The following is a 26,336-nucleotide window of genomic DNA, read 5'->3' as shown; positions in this document are numbered from 1 at the left end:
GTCACGACCTCTCCAAGTACCGGTGTACCAGCGTCACCGCCATCGCGCCTTCCCCGACAGCCGATGCCACTCGCTTCACCGAGTCCGAGCGCACGTCACCGGCCACGAACACGCCAGGCAGGCTCGTCTCCAGGTGGTACGGCGGACGCTCGAGGTCCCAGCTTGCGGGCGCCGTGCCGTCGACGAGCAGGTCCGGTCCGGCGAGGACGAAGCCGCGGTGGTCGCGCTCCAATGTCCCGTCCAGCCAGTCGGTGCGGGGTGCGGCGCCGATGAACGCGAAGAGCCATGAGGCGTCCACGGTCGAGGTCTCACCGGTCTTGTTGTGCCGCAGGGTCAGGCTTTCCAGGTGGTCCGTGCCCGATCCGCCGATCACCTCGGTGCACGTCATCACCTCGATGTTGCCGGGGCCGGACAGCTGGTCGATCAGGTAGCGGGACATCGAGTTGTCCAGCGAGTCGCCGCGCACGACCAGCACGACCCGTTTGGCGTGCTTGGAGAAGTACATCGCCGCCTGGCCCGCCGAGTTCGCGCCACCGACCAGGTACACGTCCTGGCCAGCGCAGCTTGGACCCTCTGTTGTGGACGCTCCGTAGTACACGCCACGGCCGGTCAGGTCGCTGAGGCCCGGTGCTGCGAGCGTCCGGTATGCGACGCCGGTCGCGAGGATAACCGTGTGGGCCGACAGTTCCGTGCCGTCGTCGAACCGGACAACTCGGGCCGCACCCTTGGCTTCGAGCGACACCACCTTCCTGGTGGTGAGCATTTCCACGTCGAACTTCAGCGCCTGCCTGCGTGCCCGCTCGGTCAGTTGCTCGCCCGACACCCCGTCCGGGAAGCCAAGGTAGTTCTCGATCCTGCTGCTCGTGCCTGCCTGGCCACCCGCGGCGAGCCGCTCGACCAGCACGGTCCGCAGGCCTTCTGAGCCGCCGTAGACGGCCGCGCCCAACCCGGCCGGGCCTGCGCCGATCACGATCAGGTCGTAGAAATCAGCCGATGGGGTGGTGCTCAGGCCGACGCGTGCGGCCAGCTCCGCGTCGGACGGCCGGATCAGCGCCTCGCCCTCTGGCGTCACCACGACGGGAATGTCCGCTTCGCCGCACTGGCACGCCGTCAGCAGGCGCTGGGCCTCGCTTTCGTTCTGGTCCAGCTCGTACCACCGGAACGGCACCGCGTTGCGGGCAAGGAAGTCACGGACCTCATAGGACCGCGCGGACCAACGGTGGCCGATGACCTTGACCTGGCGTACGGGCTGACGGTCCGCTGCCTCCCATGACGCGAGCAGGTCGTTGAGCACCGGGTAGAGCTTCTCCTCCGGCGGATCCCATGGCTTGAGCAGGTAGTGGTCCAGGTCGACCACGTTGATCGCCTGGATCGCGGCGTCGGTGTCGGCGTACGCGGTCAGCAGCACGCGCTTGGCCAACGGGAAGAGGTCCATCGCCTCTTCGAGGAACTCGATCCCGCTCATCCCCGGCATCCGGTAGTCCGCGAGCAGCGCCGCGACCTCCTCGCCGCGCAGTTTGATCTCCCGCAAGGCCTCCAGTGCCTGTGTTCCGTTCTCCGCGCGGACGATCCGGTAGTTCTCGCCGTACTGCCGACGCAGGTCACGCGCGATCGCCCGGGACACGCTCTGGTCGTCGTCCACTGTCAGGATCGAGGGCCGCGTGGCTCGGGTGTTCTCGGGGACCGCTGTTGTCATGTCCACAGTCAAGCATTAGTTCGGTTCGAGGCGTACCTTCGTGTCGGACAGTCGCCAGTAGAGGAGCGGACAGTGAGCGTTTGCCAGGACATCGCCCAACTCGGTCCCGACCCGGAGCCGCACACCCGCGAAGGGTGTGAGGACTGCCTGGCCGTCGGCGGGACCTGGGTGCATCTACGGCTGTGTCTGGCTTGTGGTCACGTGGGCTGTTGTGACTCGTCGCCCGCCAAGCACGCCAGCCAGCACGCCGCTGAGACAGGGCACCCGGTGATCCGGTCGTTCGAACCGGGCGAGTCGTGGCGCTGGTGCTTCGTGCACCAGACCGCGGCCTGACACGCTCGTTCGAACAGCCTCAACGGTCGGTGCGTAGTGCGAACCGAGGTCGTCGAGGGTGCGCCACAACAGATCCAGCGCTTCGCGGTGGGCTACGAGGAGGTTGACGGCCTCACGGGTGTAGCCCGCCGCCGAGCACTCAAGGATGACCGCGAGATGGTCCGTGACGTGTAGCCCGGACATCGCCGACAGCCGGTCGAACCGAGCATGATCCGTTGCCACGTAACAACTGAGATGCAGGCAACACGGCGGTTCACCCTCCGCGTGGTCCAGATAGGACAGCGTCAGACTCAGCGGGGCGGCCAGCGCACCGGGCAGTGACTCGGTGGCAGCACGCAGTGACGGCAGCATCGGGCGGAGGATCCCGGCGGGGTGCGCGAGGATCGCCGATGCCACGAAGTGGGCCAGCTGCAGGGAATCCATGGTGGTCCGTTTCGTGCGCGTTGATCCACTTTGCAGCGCTGGCGGATCAGCGTCAACGGACGCGTTAGCCCTAGGACCGGTGCCGGACACCTAGGGAATAGCAGGCGGCCTGCCGTGGTTGAAGTAGTCGTGAAGGTTAGGAACTCGTTGAGGTCGTTGAAGCAGAAGCCGGGCGCTCAGGTTGTCCGGCGTGAGGGCCGGGTTTTCGTGATCAACAAGCGGGACCCCAGGTTCAAGGCCAGCCAGGGCTGACCAGTACTGACGAAGGGACGCTGCGAAAGCGTCCCTTCCGCCGTTTCAAGGCAAGATTCGCCGTACGTGCTCAGGCAGTTCCCGCTCGGCCGCCTCGGCTGGCGTGAGCCAGGCATACTCGTCGTGTTCGCCTGGATTGAGCACGACCTGGGCCTGGCCGTCCTCGGTGACGTCGAAGATCGTGGCGTTGATCGTCAACGGTTTGCCGTTGATGTCCGGCCAGCTGGATGTGGCCCGCTCGCTGACTATCTGGACCTTCAGGCCGGTCTCCTCGGCGATCTCCCGGACCGCCGCGGCTTCGGCAGGCTCGCCTGGCTCCACGGTCCCACCTGGTAGTTCCCACCGGCCGCCGAGGAAAACCGCCGGATCACGCCGAATGAACAGGATCTTGTCGGCCCGCGTGATCCAGCCGTACACCAGGTCCTTCTCGGCAGTCATGCGACGTGATGTTAGGACCTGTCCGGATCGAACGGGTCCCATTCGCCAGATGTCGCAGCATTGATGAGGCCGTCGATGAAGTCCTCGAGCGAATCGGCAACCTCGCGAGCCTGCCCCAGATACACGCCGTTCTCGATACCTGCCAGTGGAAGGACGAGCACCTCGCCGGTCCTCGGGATGGCGTACAAGGTGCCGCCGCCATTCGAAGCGACGACGAGCACGTCACCATGCCCAAGGACCTCGCGAAGCTCGCCCGTGCGACGAAGGGTGGATGACCAGCTCGTCGGGCCGATGAAGTAGCCATTCCACAGATCCGGCAGGCTGACCGCGCCGATCGCGCTGAAGAACTCGACGACGTCGGCAGGCAGATCGCCGCCGAACTCGGCCACCAGCTCTTCGATGCCGCCCGGCTCTCCGACCGTGTTCTCGCCCGGCGGATACGGGAGGCTGTCCATCACGGCCACCGCGATGGCTCGCAACTGCTCCTCGATGCGCGCTAAGTGCACACCGCAGCCTAGGACGTGTAGTGGGACGCTTCGTCGCCTTCGATGATTCGGCTGGTGGAGCCGTCGATCCCGACTGGGGCGTCACCCACAACGGTCACGCGGTGCAGTAGGCGCGGCTGCGTGCCGTAGTCGTCTGGCGCGTAGTGCTGGGTGGCGCGGTTGTCGAAGATGATCACGTCACCGGGCGCCCACTGCCAGCGGACGACATTCTCTGGGCGGGTCACGTACGCCTGGAACAGCCGCAGGATGTCGGCGGATTCCGCTGTGGACAGTCCGACGATCCGGGTGGCGAACCCGCCGATGAACAGCCCCCGCTCCCCTGTCTCCGGGTGCACGCGAACAACGGGATGTTCTGTGCGGTACCGGGTTGAGGTGAAGACGCGCCTGTGCTCGGCGGCTTTGGCGTTACGAGGCGGGTCCGCGTAGTCGTAGTCATTGGTGTGCACGGCCCACAACGTGTCCGCGAACGCACGCAGTGGCCCAGGCAGGTCGTTGTACGCGGCGACCGAGTTGGCGATCAGTGTGTTTCCACCGGATGACGGAATCACGATGCCTCGCAACGAAGTTGCCTTGGGTGGCGTCCGGACGAACGTCACATCGGTGTGCCAGCGGTTGGCGCGGACACCTTCTTCTCCGTCCACGGCTAGGACATTCGGTGCGCCGTCGACGGATGGCACAGTCGGGTGCGCGGTGGTCAGGGCGCCGAATTGGGAGGCGAAGCGGGCATGTCCGGCGTCGTCGAGGTCCTGGCCACGGAAGAACAGCGCCTTGTGTTCGTTCAACGCCGAGGTCAGGAACTCCGCGGGCGGGAGGTCCCTGGCCAGGTCGATGCCGAGTACTTCAGCGCCGATCCGGCCGCCGATCTTGCGGACTTCCCACGAGGTGATGGTCGTCATGTCATGCCTTTCATGAGGTGATCTCGGGGCCGTTCGGGTCGAGACGAGGACCGACGGCGCGAGCTGATCCGGGCGTGCGGCCATGGCCCCAGCCGATGCGTTCCCGGTAACTGCCGATCAATCCGCCAAGCGACGCCACGGAAAGCGAGCCGGACGGCAACGGATGGGTTTGTGGTGCCACGAAAAGCGCGTCGACCGGGCAGTTGGCCTCACACTGGTAACAGGTCTGGCAGTCCGACTGGCGGCTGATCGTCGGAATGCCGTCCTGTCCACGGTCGAAAACGTCGGTCGGGCACACCAGAACGCATTTGTCGCAAGCGATGCAGCGCTCAGCGGAGACGAGTTCGATCACGGCCGCGCCCAGACCTTGTCCAAGCCGCCGGAGATGATCCGGTGGCGCTGAGCCGGGTCCTGATCCGGGAAATCAAGGCGCTTGGCCATTCCTCTGGTTTCCGTGCGCGCCAGAGCCGAGGTGTACATCCACCGCGCGTGCGCGACCATCGCCGCGGCCTGCCGTGCACGTGGCGCCGCCGACCCTGAGGCGTGCAAGCAGTCGCGCAAGGTGTCCCACACCGTGTGCAGGCTGTCCAATGAGGACCGGAGTCGGTCGCCGTGCCGAAGGTAGTTCTTGTCGTACGGCAGCACTTCGTCCTGAACAGCCTTGACGACATCAGGGACATCGACCGAACCCGAGCCGGTCGGCCGCAGTGCCACCCCACCAGCCGCACGCACCGCGCGGGCAGGATGCATCGGCCCGACTGTCTGCGCGAACGCGGCAGCACCAATGCCCGCCCAGCCACCAGAAGAGATCGCCCAGGCGGCATTGTGACTGCCACCGCCGGTAAACCCACCGCAGATGGGTTCACGAGTGGCCGCGTCACCAGCCGCGAACAATCCCGCAACCGTTGTCGCGCAGTAATCGTCGACGATCCGGATCCCGCCTGTGCCGCGAACCGTGCCTTCCGCCAGCAAGGTCACCGCGAACTTGGCTGTGAACGGGTTGATCCCGAGTCGGTCGAACGTGAGGAAGAAGTTCGGCTGCGCCAGTCGCATCGCTCGTTGAGCGTCCTCATTGGCCAGGTCCAGACGACAATACACCTTCTCCGTCAACAAGGCCTTGGCGATCACTGATCGGCCACGCTGACTTCCCGCGCCCTCAAGAACACTGCCGTCGGCGCGATAGAAAGTGGCGTAATTGTAGAACGCCGTCTTGGTAACCGAGGTGTGTTCCGGCGCGATGCCATAGGCGTTGGAGAACTCCATTCCGGACATCTCCGCGCCAAGCTCGGCCGCCATCAACGCGCCATCGCCCGTGTTCACGTTGCACCCCAAAGCCTTGCTCAGAAACGCACACCCGCCTGTCGCGAGCACGACCGCGCCCGCACGAACCCGATACTCATGGCCTTCCTGTCGTCGATAGCCAACGGCGCCAGCAGCAACACCGGCAGAGTCCACAAGCAACTCGACGACTGGGCTGTGATCAAGAATCTGGACGCCCAAGCGACGCACCCAAGTACGCATCCGCCGCATGTACTCCGGCCCTTGCAGACCATTGCGCAACGGCTGCCCTGAAGAGTCCACAGGGAACGGATAACGAGTGGCCGACGCGAACTGGTTCACCGAATCATAAGTCTGGTCGAGAACGCGTGCCATCCAGCGACGATCGGCCAAATACCCGCCGAGGGCCTCCCGCGAAGCCATCGCCCGCTCCCGAGCCTCAGGCGTCGGCGGCACGTACCAGACGCCGGTCCCCGCGGAGGCCGTAGCGCCGCTCGTTCCGCAGTACCCCTTGTCCGCCAGCACAACGCGAGCCCCGGACGCCGCCGCCTTGGCCGCCGCCCACGTCGCCGCAGGTCCGCCGCCCACCACGAGCACATCGGTTGTCATCTCCATGAGGTGAACCTCCGCTCGGCGTAGACCAGAATTTGGTTGAACAGCAAGCCGTACAGCGAAAGCGTGACGATGCCCGCATACATCTCCGGCACCGCGAAGTTGTACTGCGAAGAGTTGATCAAGTAGCCCAATCCAGCCTTCGCGCCGACCATTTCCGCGGCCACCAGGACCAAAATGGACACCGCGCCCGCCAGCCGGACACCTGTGAAGATCATCGGCACCGACGCTGGCAGGATCACCTTCTGGAACAGCCGGAACGGCGGCAGGTTCATCGATCGGGCCAGTTTGATCAACGTCGGGTCGGCACTGCGCACCGCGCTGATGGTGTTCAGCAAGATCGGCCATGTGCAAGCGTAGAACACGATCGAGATCTTGGACGTCTCACCGATTCCCAGCAGCAGAACGAAAACCGGCAACAACGCCAGCGCCGCGGTGTTACGGAACACCTCAAGCAACGGTCCAAGCAAGTCAGCGACCGGTTTGTACCACCCGATCAACAACCCGAGAGGCACACCGGTCGCGACTGCCAAACCAAAGCCACTCAACGAACGGACCAAGCTGGCTTCGAAGTTGGTAAGCAACTGGCCGTCACCGAGCAGTTCCCACCAAGCAACCAGCACCTCGGAGAACGGTGGTAAGAAGGTCCGGTCGGTCAAGCCAAGACGCGGAGCCAGTTGCCAGATCATCAGCAGGGCAACGATTGCCGCGCTCTTCATGAACACAGTACGAAGAATCCGGCGGCGTGGACCAGGTTGATGAGAAGCGGCGACGACCGTTGGCCGCTCCAGTGTCGCGGTCATACTGTCTCCTTCTCGTGCAAAAGGGACCAGACTTCGTGCCGGTAGCGACCGAAAATGGGGCTGGAGCGCAGATCCGCGTCGACCGAACGAGGACCGAGGTCGATCGACAGCACCTCCTTGAGCCGCCCTGGCCGGGATGTCATCACCGCGACCCGGTTTCCCAAATAGACAGCTTCCTCGATGCCGTGCGTGACGAAGACGATCGTTTTCCCAGTGCGCTGCCAGATCCGCAACAACTCGTCCTGAAGGGACTCACGGGTCTGCGCGTCGAGCGCGGCGAACGGTTCGTCCATCAGCAGGATGTCCGGGTCGTACGCAAGGCTCCGCGCGATCGCCACGCGTTGCCGCATTCCACCGGAAAGCTCGTGCGGATAACGCTTCTCGAACCCACTGAGCCCAACCAGGTCAAGGAACTCCCGAGCCCGGTTGGCCCGAGCCCGGCGGGCAACCCCGATCGCCTCAAGGCCGAATTCCACATTGGACTGCGCGGTTCGCCATGGCAGCAAAGCGTACTGCTGGAAGACGATCCCGCGATCCAACCCGGGTCCGCTGACCGGCTCACCGGCCACAAGGACACGACCACTTGACGCAGTGGTCAGCCCGGCGAGCAGATCGAGCAAAGTGGACTTCCCGCACCCGCTCGGGCCGACGATCACCACGAACTCGCCCGCCTTGACCGCCAAGGAGAACTCCTCGATCGCGGTGAACGACTCGACGGAGTCACGGATCGGGAAGTCCTTGCCAACCCGGTCGAACACGATCTTCGCAGTAATGACCGTCACCCTGCCTGTGTGAACGTGTTGAACTCGTTGCTGTACAGGTCACTGACTTTGACCGCGCCCGGCTTGATGTCGCCGCGCTCAGCCAGCCAATCGCTCCACAACTGCAGTTCCTTGTCCCGGATCCGGCCGCCTGTCTCGGCGACACCGTAGGATTTCCAGTAGTCCAAGGGTTTTGTGTCCTCAGATCGCCCGCGCCTGCCGACGATGTCCTTCATCCGCGCGATGACTTCCGCGCGCGGCGCGGTCCGTGACCACTCGATCGCCTTGGCCACACCGGTGACGAACGTCTTCGCGGTCTGCGGGTTCTGCCGCAAGAACTGCTTGGTCAGCACGTACGTGCCCGCGCTGAACCGGCCGAGCAGCTCGAAGTCGTTGAACAACGGCCGAATCCCGCCGGTCTGCAAAGCCTTGTCCCGCAGGATTCCGCCGAGCACGGCGACTTCGATCTGTCCTTGCCGCAATGCCTGCTCGGTGTTGACCGGTGGCAGTGCCAGTCGCTCCACATTGGCCGCGTCTGCCTTGGCGACACCGTTGCGCTGCAAGTAGATGTCCAGCATGGCTTCGGCGTGCGCGCCGAGCGTGTTCATCCCGACCTTGGCGCCGGGGAGGTCACGGGCGGACTGGATCTTCGAGTCCGCCCGCACGTAGTAGCCGCTGAACTGGGCTTCGTCCACGCCGTAATAGCTGATCACGGCGGTGATCGGGGCGTTGCTGACGGCCAGTTTGACCACCGCGCCGTTGAACGCGCCGCCGAAGTCGACCTGCCCGGTCGCGGCCGACTGGATGTCCTGCGGGCCGCTGATCGTGTTGCCGACCCACTCCAGTGTCACGTCACCGAGGTAGCCGAGATCCTGTGCCAGTTCCGGCGGGTTCACCTGCCCGGTCCAGCCCTGGTAGCGGAGTTTCTTGGTTTCGCCACCGGACGATTCACCGACACCGCACCCCGCCGCGAGGGCACCGGTCAGCAGTAAGAATTTCCTCCTGTCCATGACAATTCCCTTCAGACGGCCGCTGGCGTGAATTGGGAAAGGCCGTAATGCTCGCGAAGCGTCGACCCGGTGTAGTGCGTACGGAACAAGCCGCGTTCACGCAGCCGCGGTACGACCGTTTCGACGAATTCCTCAAGTCCGGAGGGCAACAGCGGCGGCATGATGTTGAAGCCGTCCGCGGCACCGTTGTCGAACCAGAGCTGGATGTGATCGGCGATCGAGTCGGGCGTCCCGGCGACGACTTGGTGCCCGCGCCCGCCGCCGAGCCGCGAGAGGATCTGCCGCAACGTCAGCTGCTCACGTTCGGCCAGGTCACGGACCAGTTCGAAGCGCGATTTGGCGCCGTTGATCCGCTGCACCGGCGGCAGGTCGGGCAGTCGCTGGTCCAGCGGATGCCCGGTCAGGTCAACGCCGATCATCTCCGACAGTTGCCGGACCGCCCTGACCGGCACGATCAGCTCGTCCAGCTCCCGCGCCAGCCGCTCGGCCTTGGCCTGCGTCGAGCCAAGTACCGGCACGATGCCCGGCAGGACCTTCAAGCCGTCCTGGTCGCGTCCAGCGTCGGCCACTCGCGCCTTCAGATCCCGGTAGAACGCCTGAGCCGACTCCAGAGTCTGGTGTGCGGTGAACACGGCCTCGGCGTGCTGCGCGGCGAAGGTCTTTCCGTCCTCTGAGGACCCGGCCTGCACCAGCAACGGCCGTCCCTGCGGGCTGCGGATCGCGTTCAACGGGCCTCTGACCTGGTAGAACCGGCCTTGATGGCCGAGTTCGCGGACTTTGCCCTGGTCGGCGTAGACGCCGGAAGCCTTGTCAACGACCAGCGCGTCGGGGTCCCAGCTGTCCCACAACCGGGTGGTGATGTCGACGAACTCGGCCGCGCGCTCGTAGCGTTCAGCGTGCTCAGCGGCCGCGTCACGGGAGAAGTTCTGCGCCGAGCGGTCGCCTGCGGTCGTCACGATGTTCCATCCCGCCCGGCCACCGCTGATGTGATCGAGCGACGAGAACCACCTTGCCACGTTGTAGGGCTCGCTGTAGCTGGTCGAAACGGTGGCGATCAGGCCGATGCGCGTTGTGGCCGTTGCCATCGCGGTCAGCAGCGTGATCGGTTCGAAGACCTGCGCCGCGGTGTGCTCGATGTCGCCCCAGACCTGGACGCCGTCGGCGAGGAACACCGAGTCGAACGTGCCACGCTCGGCGATTCGCGCCAGGTTCTGGAAGTGCCGTACATCGGTCAGGGAATGCGGATCGGTCGCCGGGTGCCGCCATGCCGCCTCGTGATGGCCGACGCCCATCAGAAAGGCGTTGAGATGTAAGTGCCGCTCCGGCATGGCTGCTCCAGGAATGTTCGGGTGGGATCGCGTTCAATCCTGGGAAAGCCGCCGATGAAGGGTCAACTTTGCGACCGATGAAATTAAGTCGCGCCCACTGGGTGAGACACAGGCGCGAACGAGGCCGCGAGCGGATTACCGTAGAGCACGTCCAAAGCAGCCGCACCGGCCGACACCGCGAGCACCGTCGCAGAGCCGAAACTGCTTGCCTGCACGGTGTCTTCGGGCGCGCGGGAGCGTGTGCCGACTTCCGCACGGATGGCCGCGAGGCACTCAGGGAAGGAGTTCGCCCCAAGTTCCGCGACCACAAGCAGGTCCGGGTTGACCAAGTCGTACAACAACGCGGCGGCGCGGCCAATGATCCGGCTGCGATTCACCAAGTGCTTCCGCGCCAAGGCATCGCCCGATTCGGCCGCCGCCAGCAAATCCCAGAACGACCGGCCAGAAACCCGTTGCGACCAAGCCTGATCAGCCACAGTCGCCTCGAAACACCCGAAATGCCCTTCACGGCACCGAATATCCGGTGCTCCGACCGGTAGATGCGCGATATCACCAGCGGCGGAACGTTTACCGCGCAAGGTCTGTCCACCCATCCGCACCGCGGCGTCCACGACGTTGCCAACGAACAGATGCAGCACCGAGTCCCGATCCCCTACCGCGCCGAAGAGTTCCTCGGCATGCATCAGCGCGCGCGTGTGATTGTCCACGTGCACAGGCAATCCGAGCCGACGCGCGAACACGTCCCTGAGTGGCACGTCTCGCCAGCCAAGCGAGGCATGCTCGACCATCACGCCCGCGTCCTGATCGACCCATCCTCCCGTTGCCACGCCGAGCGACAGCGGCGCCTGGCCCGGAATCACCTCAAGGACAAGGGAAGTCAGCTTCTCGGCGGCATTCGTGAGTACCTTGACCGGATCGTCCGACACATGTGGCACGCGACGTTGCGCCAACACCCGGCACCGCAAGTCGAGTACGACGATGGTGCAGAACTCGTGTGCCACATGGACTCCGGCCACGCGATGGGACGACACATCGATGTCAACCGGGACATGCGGCCGTCCCACCCGTTGGATCGCGGACGTTTCCGTGATCAGCCCGAGTTCCGCGAGGCGCGTGCAATGGCGTGACACAGCTGCCCCGCTGAGTCCGGTGAGGCGCGAGAGCGTCCTGCGTGGCACCGGACCATTTCTGAGTACCGCCCGCAACACCGCGGCCGCACTCGAAGCGAGGCGACCATCGCTGGGGGCCGAGGTCGCGACCATGCCAGCGATGATGACACGGTCACGACCTCGCGACCCGCGTTCTCACCCCGTGGACACCCGTTGCCTGCGGCTGGAGGCGAACAGCGCGATCAACGTGACGATGTATGGCGCCGCGTCCGTGGCCTGCTGCGGCAATCCAAGGCCCTGCAACCGGAATCCCAACGCCTCCGCGAGCCCGAACAACAAGGCCGCGAGGAGCACACCCGCAGGAGTCGCACGTCCCAGCATCACGGCAACCACAGCGATCCAGCCGCGTCCCGCGGTCATGTTCTCGGCGAAAAGTGTGACCGAACCAAGCGCTAGCTGAGCCCCACCGAGGCCACACAGCACTCCTCCGGCAATGATCGCCCAGTACCGGTACTTGGTCACGCTCACGCCAAGGCTGGTCGCAGCCAACGGCCGCTCCCCCACGCCGCGCAACCTCAACCCCCAGGGATGCCGGTAAAGCAGCACGGCGAACGCCGCCACAGCAAGCCACGAAACGTAAACGAGCAACGACTGCCCGAAAACCGGTTCGAGCCCAGCCAATGCCGGATCACTGAACGCGCCCTCGGTACCGAAGACCGTCCGGATCAGAAAGCTCGTCAACCCAATGGCAAGCAGGTTCGCGGCTACACCGACAACGATCGCGTCCCCGCCGAACGTCACCGATCCGACGGCCAGGATCAGTGAATACGCCGCCGAGGCAAGCACCGCGATCAACACACCCAACCAAGCGCTTCCGGTGTACCAACTGCCCGCGACCGCGCCGAAACACCCGACCAGCAGCGTGCCTTCCAACGAAATGTTGAAAACCCCCGCCCGCTGGCACAACGCCCCGGCCAACGCGGCGAACAAGATGGGCGTAAGAGCGGTGAGGGTCGACGAAATCAGGCTCAGGTCAAACACGGGCGCCTCGCTTACGCAGCAAGCCCGATGTCGCCGCCAGGAACAGGATCAGGACGGCCTGCAAGATCGCGGTCAGCTCCCGTGGCACCTGTGTCGCGCGTTCCATCGCGAATCCACCACTTGTCAGTGCCGCGAAGAAGACGGCCGCCGCGAGTGTCCCTAGTGGATTCGCGCGGGCGAGGAGGGCCGCCAGCAGACCGATCCACGTGTACTGTGGGGTGATCAATGCCCCGTCGATGAACCGGTACGGGAACCCCATCGCGACCATCGCCCCGACCAGACCAGCTGTCCCGCCCGAGAATGCCAGCAGGGTCATGGTCAGCCGAGGCCTGTTGATGCCAGCGTATTCGGCGAACCTCGCGTTCCACCCGATCACCCGGGTCTCGAACCCAATGGGTGTTCGCGCGTCGATCACGGTGTACGCGATCCCGACCGCCAGGACCACCCCTAACCCGATCAGCTCAGGCAAGCGTGCTGTTTCGGGCAGTTGCGGTGTCTGCGGCAGGCTGGATCCCTCGTCCTTCAACGGAAAACGTACGAGATAGCTGGCCAGTGACATCGCCGGGTAGCTCAGCAGCAACGTGCTGATGAGCAGCGGCACCCCGAACTTGTTCTCGCACAACGCGGCCAGGGCCGCGTAGGCACCTCCCGCTGCCACTCCCGCGATCAACGCAAGGATCCCGCTACCGGTGGCCAAGCCGACCGAGATAGCACTGATGGCGCCGAGGACAAGCTGGCCGTCGCCGCCGAGGTTGACCATGCCCGCTCGCAATGGAATCGCGAGTGCCGTGGCCATTCCGGCGACGGGAACCACATAGGCGAGCGTGTCCGCGAACCCGTCCGGCCCAAATGCCCCAGAAACAATGGCTTGATAGGCGGTGAGTGGATCGGCACCGGTAGCCAACAACAAGAGGGCGCCAAGAATCAACGCGGCACCGATGGAAATCAGAACGGTTTTCACGGCGCCCCGCCCGCCATCGCCAGCCCGATCCGCTCGGGATCGGCCTCTGCCCGGCTGAACTCGGCACTGATCCGGCCCTCGTACATCACCAGAATCCGGTCCGACAGCGCCAGAATCTCGCTCAACTCAGCCGAAACCAGCAAGATCCCATGCCCGGCATCCCGGTAGACGATCAAGTGGGCATGGATGTTCTCGATCGCACCGACATCCACGCCCCGAGTCGGCTGCTCAACCACCAGCAACGCCGCCCCATGCGTCAACTCCCGGCCGAGGATGGCCTTCTGCTGGTTCCCACCGGACAACGTGCCCATCGGCTGCTCGATCGACCCACGGACATCAAACCGGGCAACGATCGACCGCGCATGCTTCCGGATCTTCGAAGGCCGCAGAAAACCACCCCGGACCAGCGGTTTCCTCCGGTGGAACCCCACCGCGAGGTTGTCAGCGAGACTCGCCTGCGAAGCAGATCCAACCTCACCCCGTTCCTCCGGCACGTGGGCGACCTTCCGGATCCGCGAAACCAAGGCATTCTGCCCATTCCCGGCCACACCCGCGATCCCCACGATCTCCCCAGAACGAACCGTCAACTCCGGCAGTTCAAGCACGGGAGCACCGGGAGTTCCCCGCGGATAAGCCCGGTCAAGATCGACCTCGCGGCCGACCATCGCCGAAGCCAAGGACGCCGGGGTGAACGAACCGGTAGCCCCATGAGCACTCACGCGACCATCCCGCATGACCGTCACGTGATCGCTGACCGCAAGCACTTCCTGCAGCTTGTGCGACACGAACAACACCGTCCGGCCCGAGGCGGCCAACCCGCGCAGCACCCCAAACAAGCGCTCGGTCTCCGCAGGCGTCAACACAGCCGTTGGCTCGTCCAGGATCAACACATCGGCCTGCCGGTACAGCAGCTTCAAGATCTCCACCTGCTGACGAGCCCCGACCGGCAAGTCGGCGACCCGGTCGCCAGGACGTAACCGCAGGTCGTGCCGGGAGATCAACTCGGCGACCGCCAGCACAGCAGCCTTCCGGGAAAGCAACCCCCGCCGAGTCGGCTCACGCCCGAAAACCACATTCTCCGCAACCGTGAGCTGCGGAAACAAAGCGAACTCCTGCTGGACCATCCCAACACCGGCATCGATCGCCTGCGCGGGCGAAGCAAACGTCACGGGAGCCCCATGCAGCACAATGGTCCCGGCGTCCGGCTGCCGCAGTCCATAGAGGATGGACATCAGCGTGGACTTGCCCGCACCGTTCTCGCCCATCAGCGCGTGGATCTCGCCGCACGCCACGTCCACATCAACGTGATCGTTGGCCAGCACCCCGGGGAACCTTTTCACGATCCCCCGGAGCGAGACGCTAGGCGGCGGGGTCATTGATGGTGATCGCCCCGGACACGATCTGGTCGCGCAACTCCCCAACCCGCTTCAGCACATCCGGTTGCTGCGCGACCACACACTGCGACGAAGCCGCGTCGGGCTCAAGCCCGGTCAGCGAGATGCCCTTTTCTTTGAGCCCGTACGACTTGGTGGCGCCGGTCTGTCCATTGAGGATGGCGTCAACACCGTCACTGATCACCACATCGGTGCGTTTGATGACGTTGTCCACGACCTGCCCGGGGCTCAGCGGGCACTGGTTGACGTCAACGCCGTAAGCGAAGAACGCACCTTCCTTGGCCGCCTCGAACACACCAGGGTTCCCGGCCGCCGAAGCCGCGCCCATCACCTGGTCAACGCCCTGTCCGCCGAGCATGGCCGTGAGCGCCTTGGCCCGTGCCGGGTCGTTGAAGGGGTTCGAACCACCGATATACAACGGTGTCAGCGTTGATCCCGGCTTCACCTTCTCCGCGCCCTGTCCGAACGGAACAGAGAACCGGCGGAACTGCGGGGTGTCCAACGCGACCACCGCACCGACCTTTCCGGTCTTGCTGAGCAGTCCGGCCTCCGCGCCCGCGAGGTAACTGCCCTCGTACTCACGGAACACCGCGCACGTCACGTTCGGGAACGGCTTGGTCGTGCAGGAGTCCACGAACAGGAACTTCTGGTCAGGGTTGCGTTCGGCCTCGGCCGCGATGGCGTCGGCGAAGTTGAACCCGACCGCCACGATCACCGCGGGCTTCTCACGCACCGCGGCCGCGAGATTCTGCTGGAGTGACGCGGGATCCGTGCTCTGGAAGACCTTCTGGCTGCCGTTGTGCTTCGCCGCGGCCTGTTCGACGCCGCGGACCGACAGCTTGAGGAAGTCGTTGACGCCCACCGGGTTCGGCGTTACCAGCACCAGCGCCGGGCCGCTCGGCGGCGGACCGGTCTGCGGCTTCGACGCGTTACACCCTGCCAATGCCACCACAGCAGCCGTTACCGCACCAACCTGCAACAACCTGCTCCGCGCCATGGGAGAGGATGCTAAGCCCGAGCTCCCATCATGTGATCGGCTTCCCATCAGCCGGGACGAGGCCGGTCTTGACCATCATCGGATGTCTTTCGAACTGATCACGTTTTAACATTTCCGGCTGTACTGTTCGTGCCCCTCGCACATATTGATGGTTGCGTTACGGAATACCGCGGCAGATGATTGCCGCGCACAGGTGACAAGTGGCGATGTCCGGGTGGTGGCCCTGCCGATGTATGCGCCGGCCGACAGGCACGGAAGCAGTGGAAGACGTTGGCGTATTTGGCACAAGCTGGCGATTATCGGCGTGGCGTTCACCGCGCTGCTCGCAGGTGCTACTTATCTGTTGCTCGACGCGAACTCACGAAGGATTGACCTGACCGCCAACGAACTGCGCGGTCTTGAATATCTGCGGCCACTCACGACACTGTTGCCTGATCTGGCAACGCACAAAACGTACGTCCGTCAGGTTGCCGCGGGTAGCCGCCCCGCGGCGGATCTGCAGCCGGTCGACGACCGGATCAACAGCGGATACGCCGCGCTGGCCGAAGTGGACAGCCGCCTGCACGACGACCTGCTGACCACCGGCGCGGACCTCAACGCCAGCGCCCTGCCCGCGACGCAGGCCCAGAACTGGCAGACCGTCCAATCCGGAAAGTACGACAAAGCGGGCACCGACGCCGCGCACGCCATGCTGATCGGCGACGTCCGCACGCTGATCGGGTACGTCGGCGCGACGTCCAACCTGGTTTTGGACCCTGAGCTGGGCACTTACCACCTTGCCGACGCGATGGTGGTGTGCTCGCCCGAGCTGGTCATCCGGATCAGCAGGCTGGGCAACACCATCGACGACCTGCTGACCACCGGCCGGATCTCCCTGCCCGACCGGACCAAGGTCGCCGGTGACGTGGCGATGCTGATGCGGCACGCGGACGTGCTGCAGGACAACCTCTTCACCGCGTTCCGCGCCACCGGCAACACCGGCGAGGGGCGCGCGATGCGTGACGTGCTCGCGCCGCAGCTACGCACCGCGTATCTGGCGGTTACCGACCTGGCCACGATGACCACACGCGATTTCGTAGAGGCGACGACCGTCCGAGTCGACCGGACCGCGTACGCCCGTGCCATAGACGACGCGGCGGCAACGATGGCGACGCTCTGGGCGTCGATCCTTGATCAAGAAGCCCAGATGCTGCAGACCCGGCAAGCCAGTGACATGGAGGACCGGACGTTCGCGCTGGTGGGCGTGCTCATCGCGTTCGCGATCACGATGGTGCTGACGGTATGGCTGGCTCGCCGGATGAGTTCGGATGTCGGCGCGGTCGCTCGGGGAGCGGCCACGCTGGCGCAAGGCAATCTGGCGGAACGCGTGACGGTGCGTAGCCGCGACGAGATCGGTGACATGGCGACAGCGTTCAACGGTATGGCTCAGCGGCTGCAGGAGATGGTCGAGGAGCAGCAGCGGTCCGAGCTGCAACTGAGAAACGAGCACGACTTCGTCGACGCGGTGCTCAACGTGGCAGGCAGCCTGATCGTGGTGTTCGACCGCGGCGGGCGGATCATCCGGTTCAACCGGACCTGCGAGCTGATCACCGGATACACGTTCGCCGAGGTCGCGGGCAAGCGGTTCTGGGACCTCTTCCTTCCTGAGGAGGAGTGGGCGCAGACCGAGGCGTACTACAAGAACATTGGGCCGTCGGATTTTCCCGCGACCTACGAGCACACGTGGAAGCGGCGCGACGGCGTCCAGTTCGACGTGTCGTGGTCCAACGGCGCCATCGTCGACGAGGACGGCCAGGTCACGCACGTGATCTCGACCGGCATCGACGTGACCGCGAGCAAGGAGGCCGAGCGCCATCTGCGCGACGCGGAGGAGCGGTTCCGCCAGGCGTTCGACCACGCGTCCATCGGTATGTGCCTGGTCGGCGAGGGCGCGGTGTTCCTGCAGGTCAACAAGGCTTTGTGCGACATGCTCGGCCGGACCGAGGCCGAGTTGCTCGCGATGACCGTCGCCGACGTCAGCCACCCGGACGACTACGCCATCGGCGGCGCGGCGGTGGCGGCGATGAAGGCCGGGAGCAACGAACCGTTCCACGGCGTCAAGCGGTACTTCCATTCCGATGGCCGGATCGTATGGGGCCAGGTCACGGTGTCACCCGTACGGCCTGACGGCAGCAACGCGCCCGTCTACCTCGTCACGCAGATCGAGGACATCACCGAACGCCGCGAAGCCGAAGCACGCCTCGTTCATCAGGCGCTGCACGACTCGCTGACCGGGTTGCCCAACCGTGCGTTGCTCATGGACCGTCTGAAGCAGGTCCTCGCGCGCGCCGACCGGCACCCGACGCTGACCGCGGTGATGTTCATCGACCTCGACGGGTTCAAGGACATCAACGACAGCCTCGGCCACGACATCGGTGACCAGGTCCTGCGCGAGATCTCCGCCCGGATCAGCGCGCAGGTCCGGCCGTCGGACACCGTCGCCCGGCTGGGTGGCGACGAGTTCGTGGTGCTGTGTTCGGACCTGCAGTCCGAGCCGAGCGTGGTGGAGATCTCCGAGCGGCTGACCGCGGCCGTGGGCAAACCGGTCGTACTGCCGGGCTACGAGGTCGAGGTCGAAGTCACCGCGAGTATCGGGATCGCGTTGTCCGACAACGACTTGCTGACGCCCGAGGACATGCTGCGCAACGCCGACGCGGCAATGTACGGCGCGAAGACCCAGGGCAAGAACCGGTGGGAGATCTTCGACGAGACCCGCCGCGCACGCGCCGTCGACCGGGTCGCGGTCGCGTCCACGCTGCGTCAGGCGTTGCGTGACGACCGGTTCGTACTGCATTTCCAGCCGGTCATCGAGTTGGACACGGGCAAGGCGGTCGCGGTCGAGTCGTTGGTGCGGCTGGAGGACCCGAGCCGTGGCCTGCTGCCGCCCGCCGCGTTCATCCAGGTCGCCGAGGACAGCGGGCTGATCGTGCCGATCGGGACGTACGTGCTGGAGGAGGCGTGCCGCCAGCTCGCGGCGTGGCGCGCGTCCGGCGTCGTGCCGCCTGATTTCCGGTCGGCGGTCAACCTGTCGGCGCGGCAGGCCACTCAGCCGGACCTCGCGCGGACGGTCGGCGAGGCATTGTCGCGGGCGAAGCTGGAGCCGTCCGCGCTGGCGTTGGAGCTGACCGAGACAGTGTTGATGGACGCGGACACGTCCACACTGCGTCAGTTCGAGGAGCTCAGGGAGATGGGCGTCGGGCTGGGCATCGACGACTTCGGCACGGGGTATTCGTCGCTGAGTTACCTCAAGCGGCTGCCGGTCAGCATCATCAAGGTGGACCGGTCGTTCGTGGCCGGGCTGGTCACCGATCCGTCGGACCGGGAGATCGTCACCGCGGTGATCCGTCTCGGCCAAGCGCTTGGTCTGACAACCATCGCCGAGGGGGTGGAGGATGCCGAGCAGTTCTCCATGTTGCAGGACCTCGGCTGCGACCAGGCGCAGGGTTACCTGCTCGGCCGCCCACAGGCACAGCCGCCGATGGTCTCGACCAATGGCGTGAAAGCTACTTGATGGTGGGCGTGACCCAGCGCAGGTAGTAGAACACGCTGGCGACGGTGTTGATCGCGGCAAGGACGGCAAGCCACGTGAAGCCGCCGTCCACCGCGGCCGTGAAGACCGCCAATTTGCCGACGAATACGGGAGTTGGCGGCGTCCCCACTAGCCCAAGTAGACAGACGACGAGCACAATCGCGAGCCATGGTCTAGTCCAGAACAACCCACGGTAGTCAGAAATCCTTGTGGCTTGGGGCAAAGCACACACGACGGCGAACGCGCCAAGGTTCGTCAGCGCGTAGGCGCCCAAGTAGACCAACAGGCCCGGCTGAGCCCAGTCGCTGCGAGTGGCGACAGCGACCGCCATCAGCAGATAGCCGACTTGACTGATGGTCGAATAAGCCAGCAGGCGCCGAACATTGTCCTGGAAGAAGGCCGCGAAGTTGCCAAGCGTCATGGTGACCGCCGCGATCACCGCGACCAGCACCGGCCACTGTACGGGAATCAGCGAAACCAGCCGGAACATCGCGATCAACGCACCGATCTTCGGGACCGTGGTGACGAAGGCAGCGACTGGGGGCCGCGCTCCCTCGGTGATGTCCGGAACCCAGAAATGCAGTGGCACGCCACCGATTTTGAACAACAGCCCGGCGAACACCCCGACAAGCCCGATCGCGGCGATCACCCCGTTGGCGAGCTCGATATCCGGATATCCAGTAGCCCCACCGACTCCAAAAAGGAGCGTGACACCCGCGAGCAGAACGATTCCTGAGAACGCTCCCAGCAGATAGTACTTCAGAGCGGCTTCGGTTCCGAGGTCATCCTTGCCGAATCCAGCGAGTGCGTAGAGCGGGATGCTCGCGAGCAGATATCCAGCGACCAACAGCATGAGATCGTTGGCCCCAGTCATGACGACAGCGCCAAGAGACCCAAGCAGCATCAGGACATAGAGCTCACTTTCCCGTTTGTGCTCCCGAAAATGCCTGACACTGATACAGATGACGAAGACAAGTGCGCCAAGGATGATGTATCGACCAAGGTTGGTCAGCACATCGATCCGGTAGCTCTCACCGAACACAGCACGGTCCGGACCTGCGAAGACTGTGGCAACAATGCCCGCGACACAAGCAAAAATGGCGAGCGCGATCACCGGCCACTGACGTTTCCGTGGCAAGTATGAGCCAAGCAGCAGGCCAAGGACGGCAGCAAGGGCAAGGAAGATCTCGGGAAGAAGGGCGAACGGGTCCTCATCCATCATGGTCATCGGCCCACCAGCCCGATCACAGCCATAGGCTCAACGGCCATCAGGAAAGCCAGTCCGATCACAGCCATCATCGACTCACCAGCTCCACCACAGTCCGCGACGCCGGTTCGATCACGTCCAGCAGGAACCGCGGGAAGATGCCGATGACCACCGTCGCCGCGATCAGTGGCACGATCGCCACTCCCTCCACCACGGTGACGTCTCCGATCTTCCCCTCCGGCGACTTGTACGCCCCAAGGAACACCCGCTGGAAAGCCCGCAGGAAGAGCGTCGCCGTGATCAAGATGCCCAGGAACGCCAGCGCGGTGGCGACCGGAGCCTCACCAAGAGACCCAGTGAAGATCTGGAACTCGGCGATAAACCCAGAGAAACCCGGCAACCCCAGAGAAGCGAACGCCGCAAGCGCCATCAACCCGGCGAATCTCGGCGCAGTCCCAGCCAAGCCGCCATACTGGTCCATCTCATACGTCCGGCCGCGCTGATAGAGCACACCGGACAACAGGAACAGCGCTCCCGTGATCAGCCCATGGCTGACCATCTGGGTCACCGCGCCCGTCACGCCGATCTCGCTGAATGCCCCAAGCGCCAGCAGAACGTAGCCCATGTGGTTCACCGACGTATACGCGATCATGCGCTTGAAGTCCTGCTGCGCCAGCGCGACCAGGGCTCCATAAAGGACACTCACGACACCGGCAATCACAAAGACGACCGCATACTCACGCCAAGTGTCCGGCAGCATCGGCATCATGATCCGCACGAAGCCGTACGTGCCCATCTTCAGCAGCACCCCAGCCAGGATCGCCGACCCCGCCGCGGGCGCCTCGGTATGCGCGGGCGGCAGCCAGGTGTGAAACGGCACAGTCGGCGTCTTGATCGCGAACCCGACACCAAGCGCGACCAACACAGCAACACTCAGAAAACCTTTACCCGCCAACGGGTCCAGCCTGGTGAGCTCAACCATGTCGAACGTGTTGCCTGCCAGGAACAATCCGATGAAGCCCAGCAGCAAAGCCAGCGAACCAAGGAAGGTGTAGAGGAAGAACTTCAGGGCCGCCTTGGCCGCGTCCCGATGCCCCCAACCTGCGATGATGAAGTACATGCCCACAATAGACAGATCAAAGAAGACGAAGAAAAGCACGAGGTCGAGAGACACGAACACACCAAGGCTCACGGTCTGCATGAACAGGAACAGAGCGGCGTAGGACCTGATGCGGTCGTTGTCCCTGAACGAAAAAACCGCGCACGCCAGGAACAGAAACGCCGTCAAAGCGACCAATGGCAGGCTCAGACCGTCGACGCCGAGGTGATATCCGGAGCTGACACTGGGGATCCACCGGACATTGACCTCGTAAGCCCCTGGCGTGTAGTTGATCCACAAAGCCACGACCAAGGCCATATCGACCACGCTCACGCCGACCCACAGCCATCTGGCGACCTTGGACGGCAAGGCAAGCACCACCAAGGCAACCGCTAGGGGCAGGAAGACAATGAGGCTCAGCACGTCCTCACCTCACAATCATCAGCAGGACCGCGAGCAGGGCCAAAGCGACCGCAGCCTGTGCGTAGTAGTGATGCAGTTGCCCGGTCTGCGGCCGACGAGCCCAACGGCCCAATGCCTTGGCGGCGGCGCCGATCCGATGGACGACGCCGTCCACAGTGACCTCAATCCGTCCACTTGCGACTTTCGCGAACAGATCCCCGGTCGCCGCGGCTGCCCGAACTCCCCCGTCGACCGCCTTGTCGTCGAACCGCGCCAACGCGGCCGCCAACGCCATCGTCGGCTTGACGATGACCTTGCGGGTAGCAGGTTCCAACCCCAGCCACCCTTCCAACGCCTTGGCTTGGAAAGCCACCCGTCCCAGCGCGATACCGACGATCGCCAGCCCGCCAGACAACACGAGTTCCCACCAAGTCAGGTGCAGTTCCGGCGCGATCACGAGCCCGAAGACCGCAGCCGCGGCCGCAAGGAATGGCAGCGGAACCTGCAGCAGGACATTCGCTTTCTGACGCTGACCTTCGCGCGCCCAGACGTGCTGTAGTGCGCGTCCAACATAGACACCGCTGAGGACCACAGCCGCCAGCCCGACGACGTAGATCGCCGTGGGTGCCGTGGCAAGAACGGCGTCCTTGGTGATCCACAACGACAGTGGCGGGACTCCGGCAAGACTGAGCGCGCCGATCGTGAACGTGACCCCGATCAGCGGATACTTCCTGGCCGCGCCGCGTAGCTCAGGAAGTTGCTTGGTCCCGAGGATCGTCAGCCAGGCGCCAGCGGCAAGGAAAAGCAAACTCTTGATCGCCGCGTGCGCGACGAGATGCGCGGTCCCGGCTTGCGCTCCCCCGGTGCCCGCGGCCAGGACCATGAACCCCACCTGGGAACAGGTCGAGGCAGCAAGCATCTGCTTGAAATCGGTCTGCGCCACAGCGACCGCGCCAAGAACCAGCGCGGTGATGACCCCGACCCACGCGACCACCGGCCCGGCCCACCCGGTCTGTTCCAGCAGCGGGTTCACCCGTATCAGAAGGTACGCACCAGCCGCGACCATGGTTGCCGAGTGCAGCAAAGCGGACACCGGGCTAGGACCATCCATCGCCCGGGAAAGCCAGAAGCTGAACGGCAGCTGCGCGGACTTGCCCAACGCCGCTATGACGATCCCCGCGGCAACCAGATCGCCTGACAGTCCACTGAGGTCAGTTTGACCGTTGGCGAACGCGGCACCCGCGGCCAAGTACAGCCCAAGGTCTCCGGCCCGCGTGGTCAAGAACGCAATCGCGCCAGAAGTGGCTCTGCGAGGCTCACGCCACCAGAAAGCAATGAGGGCGTACGACATCGCGCCCATGATCTCCCAGCCCACCAACAAAGTCACAATATTGGTAGCAGTCACCGTGATCGCCATCGCGACGGCGAAAACCAGCATCAGAACGTAAAACCTCAGACTGGCGCCTATATCGGCCGCGGCGAAAACCAGAACCGCGACCAGGATGACCGCGAGCGTCACCAACATGGTCGCGGAGAGTCCATCGACAGCGAAGCTGAAAGGCGGCATCGGCTCAGCCCTTCAAGTCCGCGGCCATGTCGGTCATGTCCACGTCCCGCTTCCGGAAAATGGCCGTGGTGACGGCGAACCCGACAGCCATCTCGACGGCCATGGCAGTGACCGCGACCAGAACGAGCACTTGCCCATCGGCGACCGTAGGCGACACGAAGTACCAGAACGCCGCCGCGCCAACGATGATCCCGTTCACCATCAACTCAAGCCCCATCATGATCATCACAATGGACTGCTGGGACAAAGCGCCATAAAGCCCAACACTGAACAACGCGGCCGCGAAGATGAGGAATAGTTGAAGAGTCATCGGTCGTACCGCCCGCGATGAGTCGCCAACACGACGCACGTAACCATCGTGGCGAACAAGACGAGCCCGAGAACCATCATCACCAGCATCTTCGAGCCCATCAACGCCTCACCAAGAGCACGCGTCGGATCGGGCGGCGGTTCCCCGTTCCGCATCGGCCACGGCACAAGGAGAATCGTGGCAGTGAGGAGGATGAAGGTCGCACCCGCGATCGCCAGGGAGCCTTTCTTGTTGTGCACCATGCTCATCGGCATGAGCCCGCCGGGATTCATCATGTACATGATCATAAAAACGGCCATGATGACCATCTCCATGATCATCATGAGCACAACGACAATGCCAAGATAGGCCAATCGCAGGAGAAGAATCGTCCCCGCCGCGAAGATGAACGACGCGAGCAACGCGAACGTCGCCCGTGCCATCGAGTCCACTTTGAACACCGCGACACCGGCCGCGATCGCGCCGACCGCGCAGGCCCAGAACGCTATCTGCATGTCAGCCCACCTATCGGACGAGGACAACGACGGCCACAACCAACGCCTGCACCAGCATCACCGGGATCAGCACGATCCACGCGAACTCCACATACCGATTCAACCGAACGGTCGGCACCCTTTTCTTCAACCACACCAACGCCGCGAGCGCAGCAGCGGTCTTGACAATCACCCAACCCCAACCCCCACCCCCAAGAAAGAGCGGGACAGCGAAAGCGGCACCGGCGGTCAACAACATCCACCGGCCACCCTCGAACAGCAACCGATCCACACCGGACAGTTCAAGCCTCGCACCACCGCCGATGTCCCGCCCGGCAGGCTGATCGAACGGCCCCCAAAACGCCATCCCCAGAACAGAAAGCAAATAGACCACAAAGGCCGCAGGCATCCACACCACAAACCAGAGATCGCGCTGAGCCTCGACAATGTCGCCAACCCTCAGCGACTCCGCACCAAGAGCGGCGGTGATCAGCGCGAACATGTGCGGCAGCTCGTACGCCAATCCCTGCGCGACAAACCGATAACCACCAACCATGGCGTACGCGGAGTTGGCGCCCCACCCAACCATCCACACCGCGGCCCACGCCAAAACCTCGGCCATGTTGAACCAAACAACACCAACACCGGTATCAAGGACAGCGACTTCGCCGAGCGGAATCACCACAGCAGCCAGAACAGCGGCAGCCACCAAAGCAAAAATCCCGGCCCTGAGCAGCAAGATGTCCGCCGCCAGGGTCTTCCTGCGTTGCTGGATCAGGAGTCCAGCGGCTGCTTTGAGCGGGTAGGAGCCCGCGTCAAGCATCGCGGCCCCGAGAGCGAAGGCGCCCAGTATCGCGGGCAGGAGAAGGCCGATCCACCACGGCCCGGCCTCAACCATGATCGGTGTCCGGGTCCAGGCTGGCCACAATGAGCCTCGCGTTGCCGAGCTCGCTGCCGTTCAGCAGGTCAGGCAAGGTCGCGATGTCCGACTCGACGTCGGTTTGGTCGAGCCACGCGTTCAGCCGATCCCAGGCGTCTCGCCCTTGCCACTCTCCGACCCCGACAAGGGACCACTTCAGCACCCTCGACCGTCGCACCCGCTTCGCCCACCGGTCAACGTCAGCATCCTGTCCAGAGAGGACTCGGTCTCTCAGCTCCCGGGCTCTAGTGGCTGCGGTCTCCCACCCGGCCACACCCAGCAACCGGGCGCAGCTGTCCAGTCGACGGGCGGGCATGCGGTCCTCAGTCCAGTAGTTGCCCGGGATTCCGACCACGTCGACCTCGACCTCTTGCAGGACGTCGCCCTGCATGATGGCCTTCACGACAAGGCCGGGCGGCCAGTCGGCGAGGACCGGGCCAAGGAAGATGTGGAGGTAGTCGAGGGCTAGGCCGTCACGGTCCGCGGTACGGCTCGCCATCGGAATCCCACCAGGCATCACCATCTCGCCCATGCCATGGTCATGGCCGCCATGCTGATGTCCAGCCATCGAAGCCTGGCCCATGTCATGGCCATGCGCCGCATGGGCATCGCTGACTGCCTCAGAATCGTCATGGCCTCGATGCAGATCGGAGGCTGTCCCATGCGTGGACTCAGGTTCCGCGTACTGCCTGCGCCGATCCCTCAATCCCCTCACAGCCGCGCCAATCGCCCGATCTACGTCCGCCGCCGACGCGAGCTCCACCTTCGCCTTTGGCAGTGGCATCTGCCCCCACACCAGGTCCACATCAATGTCCCCGGCGACCACCAGGAGGTTCGCTTCAACCGGGTTGGCCGCCTGCCGCCATCCTCGGTCCCGAAAACTCCGCTCAGCGGCGAGGCGAGCGGCCGTTGCCCCTGGCACAGCCACCACAAATGGGCGCACAGCCATCCTT

General features: G+C 64.5%; 26 protein-coding genes. 4 read left to right on the top strand and 22 right to left on the bottom strand.

From position 1 onward, the window contains the following. Window position 1 precedes the first annotated feature (1 nt). Window positions 2-1,696, bottom strand: a complete 1,695-nt coding sequence (locus tag LWC34_RS49390) for an NAD(P)/FAD-dependent oxidoreductase (protein WP_233732965.1) — start codon at window positions 1,694-1,696, stop codon at window positions 2-4. A 72-nt stretch (window positions 1,697-1,768) separates the two neighbouring features. Here LWC34_RS49390 and LWC34_RS49385 point away from each other — a divergent pair, with 72 nt between their 5' ends. The 3 genes from LWC34_RS49385 (at window position 1,769) to ykgO (ending at window position 2,704) form a co-directional block, all read left to right on the top strand. Beyond that, complete coding sequence (locus LWC34_RS49385) at window positions 1,769-2,029, top strand: UBP-type zinc finger domain-containing protein (protein ID WP_233732964.1); 261 nt, start codon at window positions 1,769-1,771, stop codon at window positions 2,027-2,029. 36 nt (window positions 2,030-2,065) lie between these two features. After that, window positions 2,066-2,203, top strand: a complete 138-nt coding sequence (locus LWC34_RS49380) for a hypothetical protein (protein ID WP_233732963.1) — start codon at window positions 2,066-2,068, stop codon at window positions 2,201-2,203. 378 nt (window positions 2,204-2,581) lie between these two features. Then, on the top strand, window positions 2,582-2,704 hold the full coding sequence (gene ykgO, locus LWC34_RS49375; RefSeq protein ID WP_233732962.1) for a type B 50S ribosomal protein L36: 123 nt from the start codon (window positions 2,582-2,584) through the stop codon (window positions 2,702-2,704). A 45-nt stretch (window positions 2,705-2,749) separates the two neighbouring features. Here ykgO and LWC34_RS49370 read toward each other — a convergent pair whose 3' ends face one another. The 14 genes from LWC34_RS49370 to LWC34_RS49305 all read right to left on the bottom strand — a co-directional run bounded on the left by LWC34_RS49370 (window position 2,750) and on the right by LWC34_RS49305 (window position 15,838). Next, window positions 2,750-3,142, bottom strand: a complete 393-nt coding sequence (locus tag LWC34_RS49370; RefSeq protein ID WP_233732961.1) for an NUDIX domain-containing protein — start codon at window positions 3,140-3,142, stop codon at window positions 2,750-2,752. Window positions 3,143-3,153: 11 nt separating this feature from the next. Continuing rightward, window positions 3,154-3,648, bottom strand: coding sequence for an SMI1/KNR4 family protein (locus LWC34_RS49365; RefSeq protein ID WP_233732960.1), 495 nt, complete (start codon window positions 3,646-3,648; stop codon window positions 3,154-3,156). Window positions 3,649-3,656: 8 nt separating this feature from the next. Next, window positions 3,657-4,544, bottom strand: a complete 888-nt coding sequence (locus tag LWC34_RS49360) for a TauD/TfdA dioxygenase family protein (protein ID WP_233732959.1) — start codon at window positions 4,542-4,544, stop codon at window positions 3,657-3,659. Window positions 4,545-4,554: 10 nt separating this feature from the next. Continuing rightward, window positions 4,555-4,896 carry a 4Fe-4S binding protein gene (locus LWC34_RS49355; protein WP_233732958.1) on the bottom strand — a complete coding sequence of 114 codons (342 nt, stop codon included), beginning with the start codon at window positions 4,894-4,896 and terminating at the stop codon, window positions 4,555-4,557. Then, on the bottom strand, window positions 4,893-6,437 hold the full coding sequence (locus LWC34_RS49350; protein WP_233732956.1) for an FAD-dependent oxidoreductase: 1,545 nt from the start codon (window positions 6,435-6,437) through the stop codon (window positions 4,893-4,895). Before LWC34_RS49350 ends, LWC34_RS49355 begins: the two co-directional genes overlap by 4 nt. Then, on the bottom strand, window positions 6,428-7,237 hold the full coding sequence (locus LWC34_RS49345; RefSeq protein ID WP_233732954.1) for an ABC transporter permease: 810 nt from the start codon (window positions 7,235-7,237) through the stop codon (window positions 6,428-6,430). The genes LWC34_RS49350 and LWC34_RS49345 overlap by 10 nt, the downstream gene beginning before the upstream one ends. Then, window positions 7,234-8,010 (bottom strand): ABC transporter ATP-binding protein, encoded by a 777-nt coding sequence (locus tag LWC34_RS49340; RefSeq protein ID WP_233734152.1) that lies wholly within the window; start codon window positions 8,008-8,010, stop codon window positions 7,234-7,236. Before LWC34_RS49340 ends, LWC34_RS49345 begins: the two co-directional genes overlap by 4 nt. A gap of 5 nt (window positions 8,011-8,015) precedes the next feature. Further along, a complete protein-coding gene (locus LWC34_RS49335) occupies window positions 8,016-9,008 on the bottom strand; it encodes an ABC transporter substrate-binding protein (protein WP_233732952.1) in 993 nt (330 codons plus the stop codon). 11 nt (window positions 9,009-9,019) lie between these two features. Next, window positions 9,020-10,336 carry an LLM class flavin-dependent oxidoreductase gene (locus LWC34_RS49330; RefSeq protein WP_233732950.1) on the bottom strand — a complete coding sequence of 439 codons (1,317 nt, stop codon included), beginning with the start codon at window positions 10,334-10,336 and terminating at the stop codon, window positions 9,020-9,022. A gap of 83 nt (window positions 10,337-10,419) precedes the next feature. After that, window positions 10,420-11,598: an ROK family transcriptional regulator gene (locus tag LWC34_RS49325; protein ID WP_233732948.1), complete on the bottom strand. Its 1,179-nt coding sequence runs from the start codon at window positions 11,596-11,598 to the stop codon at window positions 10,420-10,422. A gap of 42 nt (window positions 11,599-11,640) precedes the next feature. Continuing rightward, window positions 11,641-12,486 (bottom strand): ABC transporter permease, encoded by an 846-nt coding sequence (locus tag LWC34_RS49320; protein ID WP_233732946.1) that lies wholly within the window; start codon window positions 12,484-12,486, stop codon window positions 11,641-11,643. Further along, window positions 12,479-13,447, bottom strand: coding sequence for an ABC transporter permease (locus LWC34_RS49315; protein WP_233732944.1), 969 nt, complete (start codon window positions 13,445-13,447; stop codon window positions 12,479-12,481). The genes LWC34_RS49320 and LWC34_RS49315 overlap by 8 nt, the downstream gene beginning before the upstream one ends. Then, window positions 13,444-14,769 carry an ABC transporter ATP-binding protein gene (locus LWC34_RS49310; protein WP_233732942.1) on the bottom strand — a complete coding sequence of 442 codons (1,326 nt, stop codon included), beginning with the start codon at window positions 14,767-14,769 and terminating at the stop codon, window positions 13,444-13,446. Before LWC34_RS49310 ends, LWC34_RS49315 begins: the two co-directional genes overlap by 4 nt. A 37-nt stretch (window positions 14,770-14,806) precedes the next feature. Next, complete coding sequence (locus tag LWC34_RS49305) at window positions 14,807-15,838, bottom strand: BMP family ABC transporter substrate-binding protein (protein WP_233732940.1); 1,032 nt, start codon at window positions 15,836-15,838, stop codon at window positions 14,807-14,809. A 304-nt stretch (window positions 15,839-16,142) separates the two neighbouring features. Here LWC34_RS49305 and LWC34_RS49300 point away from each other — a divergent pair, with 304 nt between their 5' ends. Further along, window positions 16,143-19,388, top strand: a complete 3,246-nt coding sequence (locus LWC34_RS49300; protein WP_233732939.1) for an EAL domain-containing protein — start codon at window positions 16,143-16,145, stop codon at window positions 19,386-19,388. On the opposite strand, the gene LWC34_RS49295 is transcribed toward LWC34_RS49300, so the two are convergent. The 7 genes from LWC34_RS49295 to LWC34_RS49265 all read right to left on the bottom strand — a co-directional run bounded on the left by LWC34_RS49295 (window position 19,381) and on the right by LWC34_RS49265 (window position 26,332). Beyond that, window positions 19,381-20,634 carry an NADH-quinone oxidoreductase subunit N gene (locus LWC34_RS49295; RefSeq protein ID WP_233732938.1) on the bottom strand — a complete coding sequence of 418 codons (1,254 nt, stop codon included), beginning with the start codon at window positions 20,632-20,634 and terminating at the stop codon, window positions 19,381-19,383. The genes LWC34_RS49300 and LWC34_RS49295 overlap by 8 nt on opposite strands. A gap of 67 nt (window positions 20,635-20,701) precedes the next feature. Next, window positions 20,702-22,135, bottom strand: a complete 1,434-nt coding sequence (locus LWC34_RS49290; RefSeq protein WP_233732937.1) for a complex I subunit 4 family protein — start codon at window positions 22,133-22,135, stop codon at window positions 20,702-20,704. Window positions 22,136-22,139: 4 nt separating this feature from the next. Next, window positions 22,140-23,681 carry an NADH-quinone oxidoreductase subunit 5 family protein gene (locus tag LWC34_RS49285; RefSeq protein WP_233732936.1) on the bottom strand — a complete coding sequence of 514 codons (1,542 nt, stop codon included), beginning with the start codon at window positions 23,679-23,681 and terminating at the stop codon, window positions 22,140-22,142. Window positions 23,682-23,685: 4 nt separating this feature from the next. Further along, a complete protein-coding gene (locus LWC34_RS49280) occupies window positions 23,686-23,991 on the bottom strand; it encodes an NADH-quinone oxidoreductase subunit NuoK (protein WP_233732935.1) in 306 nt (101 codons plus the stop codon). Continuing rightward, window positions 23,988-24,485 carry an NADH-quinone oxidoreductase subunit J gene (locus LWC34_RS49275; RefSeq protein ID WP_233732934.1) on the bottom strand — a complete coding sequence of 166 codons (498 nt, stop codon included), beginning with the start codon at window positions 24,483-24,485 and terminating at the stop codon, window positions 23,988-23,990. The genes LWC34_RS49280 and LWC34_RS49275 overlap by 4 nt, the downstream gene beginning before the upstream one ends. A gap of 10 nt (window positions 24,486-24,495) precedes the next feature. Continuing rightward, window positions 24,496-25,362, bottom strand: a complete 867-nt coding sequence (locus LWC34_RS49270) for an NADH-quinone oxidoreductase subunit H (protein WP_233732933.1) — start codon at window positions 25,360-25,362, stop codon at window positions 24,496-24,498. Beyond that, entirely contained in the window at window positions 25,355-26,332 is a 978-nt protein-coding gene (locus LWC34_RS49265) for a hypothetical protein (protein WP_233734151.1), read from the bottom strand. Before LWC34_RS49265 ends, LWC34_RS49270 begins: the two co-directional genes overlap by 8 nt. Between the last annotated feature and the right edge of the window lie 4 nt (window positions 26,333-26,336).

The organism is Kibdelosporangium philippinense (assembly GCF_021390435.2).
Taxonomy (GTDB): Bacteria; Actinomycetota; Actinomycetes; order Mycobacteriales; family Pseudonocardiaceae; genus Kibdelosporangium; species Kibdelosporangium philippinense.
Note: the sequence above shows the minus strand (reverse complement) of the source record. Positions and strands in the feature narration are given on the sequence as shown.